We start from the raw sequence: 4,967 nt of genomic DNA, 5'->3' as shown, positions 1-4,967 counted from the left end.
ATCGATCAGCAGGGCAACAAGGCCGCCCACCTACTGGTCTCGCAGATCAAGGCGGTGGCGCCGCAGGTAGCCTGCGACGTCATCGACCGCGCGATCCAAGTACACGGCGCTGCGGGCGTCAGCGAGGACACGGCGCTGGCCCGGTTGTACGCCTGGCATCGGGCGATGCGCATCTTCGACGGACCCGACGAGGTGCACATGCGATCTATCGCGCGCGCCGAAATCGGCCGCGAGAAGTCCCCTTTCGCTGCGGCGATCACCTGACATGGCCGCGGCTCTGCGAGAATTGCCCGGCGCGTGGAACTTTCGTGACGTAGCCGACGGCGCGTCCGCACTGCGGCCCGGTCGGCTGTTCCGCTCCAGCGAGCTGAGCCGACTCGACGAGGCCGGCCTCGCGGTTCTGCGTCAGCTGGGCATCACCGACGTTGCCGACCTGCGCGCGACCCGGGAGGTCGCCCGGCGCGGTCCCGGACGTGTTCCCGACGGCGTCCAGATCCACCTGCTGCCGGTTCCCGACCTCGCCGACGACGGCGGCGAAGCCGACGATGCGGCGCCACACGAATCGGCCTTCCGCCAGCTGCTGGCCGACGAAGCCGACGGGTCCGGTGAATCCGTCAACGAGGTTGCCGCCCGCTACATGATCGACGAATACCGGCAATTCCCCACCCGTAACGGGGCGCAGCGGGCACTGCGCCGCGTGATCACCCTCCTGGCCGCGGGTCGGCCGCTGCTCACGCATTGTTTCGCGGGCAAAGATCGCACCGGCTTCGTCGTAGCGACGGTCCTCGAGGCCGTCGGCGTTGATCGCGACACGATCGTCGACGATTTCCTGCGCAGCAATGAGGCCGTGCCACAGCTACGGTCCCGAATCTACGAGATGATCCAGCAGCGCTCGGATATTGAACTGACCCCGGAAGTAATGACCTTCACCAGTGCCCGGCTCTCCGATGAGGTGCTCGGTGTCCGGCCGGAATACCTTGCCGCGGCCCGTGAAACCATCGACGAGAAGTTCGGTTCGCTGGACGGGTATTTGCGTGACGCGGACGTCACCGATGCCGACCTCGACCGGCTGCGCAGCGAGCTACTGGTCTGAATCGCCTGTGGCGTAGCACCTTTCATCCGGCCAGCCGTGCCCGTCCCTTCTCGGCACGATGTGTCGGGTATTCCGTCGTGTCGATGGGCAATTTAGCTATTCCCCAGAAACGCCAGACAGGATCGCCGTATCGCTCTACGCTGGCAACAACAAATTTCGGTGCCGGCGGGTCGCCGTGTCCTCGGTTCGACCGAGAAATAGTTTTGTCGTCGTGTAGGAGGGGCCGATGACACACCTGGTCGCTGAGCCGCAGCTGCTGGCGGCGGCTGCCGCGGATGTCGAGCAGATCGGTTCCGCGATCAGCGCTGCCAGTGCGGCTGCGGCGGGCCCGACGTCGGGCTTGATTGCACCGGCCGCCGACGAGGTGTCGGCGGCCATCTCGACGCTCTTCGGCCAATACGGCCAGGAATACCACGCCGCCGTCGCGCAGGCCGCGGTCTTTCACAGCCGATTCACTCAGGCGCTGGCCGCCGCCGGCGGCGCCTACGCGGCAGCCGAGGCTTCGGCCGCGAACACGCTGAGCAAACTCGAGGCGGCCGCCCCGTCTGCGCTGGGCGGTTCTTCCACGCCTGCACCGACGTCCTCATCGGCACCGGCGGCCATCGATCCCACCGTCGCCATCGTCATGGGCGGCAGCGGAAACCCGATACCGAATACCAAATTCGTAAACGGCGTGCTCAACTGGGCCACAAAGGGTGGCTTCGTCTGGAGCGCAGTGCAGGCGCTGCCCACCCCCGAAGGGTTATCTCCGCTCACCGGCGTCAAGAGCCTGCCCCTCAATACCTCGGTGAGCCAAGGCATCCCGCTTCTGGATGCCGCGATCAAGCAGCAACTCGGGCTGGGAAACAGCGTCCTCGTCCAGGGCTACTCTCAGAGCGCCATCATCGCCTCGTTCGAGATGCGAAACCTCATGAACGGCGCGAACCCACCGACGGGCAGCCAGCTGTACTTCAATCTGCTGGGCGATCCCATGAATCCCAATGGCGGCCTGCTCGAGCGCTTCGTCGGTCTGGACCTTCCGACTCTGGGTATCAACTTCTACGGCGCGACGCCCGCGAACACGCCCTGGACCACCAACATCTACACGCTGGAATACGACGGGTTCGCCGACTTCCCGCGGTACCCGATCGATATCCTGTCGGACCTCAACGCCGTTGCGGGCATTGTCTACGTGCACCCCAACTATCCGAACATCAACCCACTGACCCTCCCGGCCGGCGACATCGTCAAGCTGCCCGTCTCACCGGATTACACCGGGCCCCTTGCCAATACGAGCTACTACATGGTTCTGACCCCCAACCTGCCGCTCCTGGAACCGCTGCGCGCCTTACCGGTGTTGGGCAATCCGCTGGCAGATCTGCTGCAACCCGATTTGCGGTATCTCGTCAACTGGGGCTACGGCGACCCGGCCTATGGCTATTCGACGGCGCCGGCGAACGTGCCCACGCCGTTCGGGCTGTTCCCGCCGATGAGTGCCACCACCGCCCTGGCCGGCGACCTCGTCATGGGTGTCCCGCAGGGAATCACCGCCGCGGCACGCGATGTCCTCGCCGAGGGGATGTCGGGGTTCTCCCTTGCGGGCCACTCGCTGTCGAACCTTTCCCTATCGGGCATTACGAACTCGCTGTCGCCCCTTTCGTCGCCCAGCACACTGTTCTCGCCGCCATCGATCAACGGCTTCATCGCGTCGCTGCAGGCGGCCCATAACAATGTATTCAACGCCATCAGCAAAGCCGGCGCAGACGCCTACGCGGTCCTGCTGCCCACCGCAGACATCGCCAACGCCGCGGTCACCGCCGTCCCGGCCTACGACGCCAGCCTCCTTGTCGACGGAATTTCTGAGGCCGGCGGTAATCCCCTGGGGCTGATCAATGCTGTCGGCTCTCCGATCGCCGCGACAACAGGGGTGCTCACCCTGCTGGGCGGTCTGGAGGTCCTGGTTCTCGCGGGCGGGGCAGCGGACGTCGCGAAGACGTTCACCGGCCTGGTGCCGTAACGCGTCGTAGCATCGGAAAGCGGTGCGCGCGGTGCTATCCGGCGCGTGTTAAACAATGCCGAAAATGCCCCGCACGCTCGGGCGATCGCTCTAAGCTATCCGTGCCGGTTCCAGCGACGCGCCGAGTCAGCGGATTCGCAGCGTTCGCCGGTGCCGCACCACCGAACCCGTACCGGAAGGAACGCCGATGACGAGCATGATCGCGCAGCCCCAAATCATTGCGACGGCCGCAGCGGACGCGTCTGCTATCGGTTCGGCACTGAACGAGGCCAAGGCGGCCGCGGCCGGCCCGACGACCAGTGTCGTGGCGGCGGCCGCGGACGAGGTGTCGGCAGTCACCGCGCAGCTGTTCGGTGGATTCGGTCAGCACTACCAGGGCCTCCTGTCGCAGGCGGCCGCATTTCACAACCAATTCGTCGAGACGCTGGCCTCCGCCGGCAACACCTACTCGCAGGCCGAAGGCGAGATCGCCGGCATGCTCGGGCTCGGCGGGGGCGCCGCGAGTCCGACATTCGGGGCGGCAACACCGGCCGCCGACCCGCCCGTCGTGGCCAACCTGATCATGACGGGTAGCGGCACCTCGAACCCGTCAACGACTTACATGAACGCGGTGTACAGCCGGTACTTGAGCGGTGTGTTCGGCGGCGGGGGACCTTTCACCGGGCCCCTTCGACCCGTGTCGACCAACGAGGGCTTGTACCCGGTCAGCGGTGTCAAGGACCTGGTACTCGACACCTCCGTGGCCCGCGGCATCACGGAGCTGAACAACGCAATCAACCTGGCGATTCCCCCCGGCGGCCCGGGCGCCGTTTCCGTGTTCGGCTACTCGCAGAGCGCGATCATCGCCTCGGACATCATGCCGAAACTGCTGGCCGAAGGTTATACGCCGGGCCAGGTGCACTTCGCGCTCGTCGGTGACGAGCTCAATCCCAACGGCGGCCTGCTTTCGCGTTTCCCCGGCCTGAACACTCCGAGTGTCGGGATCCAATGGGGCGGTGCGACGCCCAGCAACGACTTCCCGACCACGATTTGGACGGCCGAATACGATGGATTCGCCGACTTCCCGCGGTATCCGATCGATATTTTCTCCGACCTCAACGCCGTCCTGGGTATCGCATTCGTGCACGGCACCTACCCGACCCTGACGGCTTCACAGCTCGCTTCGTCCATCCTCCTGCCAGGGTCGGCATCCCTCGGCACGCCCAACAGCATGACGGACTACTACATCATTCCCACCCAAAACCTGCCGCTGCTCGATCCGGTCCGCGCCCTCCCCGTCATCGGCACTCCCGTCGCGGACCTGCTCCAGCCGGATCTGAGGTACCTCGTCAACTGGGGCTACGGCAACCCCAACTTCGGCTGGTCGACGAGCCCCGCCAATGTACCCACCCCATTCGGCTTCCTGCCGCCGCCGAGCGACACCACCGCGCTGGGGCCCCTCTTGGTCAGCGGCGCAGGGCAGGGGACCACCGCCTTCCTCAACGACCTGTCCCACCTGGGATCGACATCGGGTGGCGGCGGCGGGAGTCCATCCCTACCGAGCCTGACGGGCCTGCTCTCCGGGCTGGGATCCGGTGGCGGCACACCGACCGTGCCCGCCCTGCCGTCAATCTCCTCGATCATCTCGGGCATCCAGACGGCCAACACCAACGTCGTCAGCACCTTCACGAACGATCTCTCGACCGCATACGCGACGCTGCTTCCCACCGCGGACATCGGGGCCGCCATCGGGCTGTCCCTGCCGTCGTATGACGTCAACCTGTTCCTCGGCGGCGTCGGACAAGCGCTCAGTGGCAACCCGGTTGGCCTCCTCAATGCGATCGGTGAACCGATCGCGGCCGACATCGGGCTAACCACGGTCGCGGGCGGCATCGAGTT

Annotated in this window: 4 protein-coding genes; all 4 read left to right on the top strand. The window is 66.0% G+C overall.

Annotated features, from left to right (window positions below; translation table 11 throughout):
* A partial coding sequence (locus tag JO059_RS00685) for an acyl-CoA dehydrogenase family protein (RefSeq protein ID WP_293313877.1) occupies positions 1–264 on the top strand: 264 nt, incomplete at its 5' end.
* A 1-nt stretch (position 265) separates the two neighbouring features.
* Positions 266–1,093 carry a tyrosine-protein phosphatase gene (locus tag JO059_RS00680; protein WP_293313874.1) on the top strand — a complete coding sequence of 276 codons (828 nt, stop codon included), beginning with the start codon at positions 266–268 and terminating at the stop codon, positions 1,091–1,093.
* A 226-nt stretch (positions 1,094–1,319) separates the two neighbouring features.
* Positions 1,320–3,089, top strand: a complete 1,770-nt coding sequence (locus JO059_RS00675; RefSeq protein ID WP_293313872.1) for a PE-PPE domain-containing protein — start codon at positions 1,320–1,322, stop codon at positions 3,087–3,089.
* A 187-nt stretch (positions 3,090–3,276) separates the two neighbouring features.
* A partial coding sequence (locus JO059_RS00670) for a PE-PPE domain-containing protein (RefSeq protein WP_293313869.1) occupies positions 3,277–4,967 on the top strand: 1,691 nt, incomplete at its 3' end.

Origin of the sequence: Mycobacterium sp. (assembly GCF_019247615.1) — a bacterium.
In the GTDB taxonomy this organism is placed as follows: Bacteria; Actinomycetota; Actinomycetes; order Mycobacteriales; family Mycobacteriaceae; genus Mycobacterium.
The sequence above is the reverse complement of the archived record's forward strand: the minus strand, read 5'-3'. Positions and strand labels throughout refer to the sequence as shown.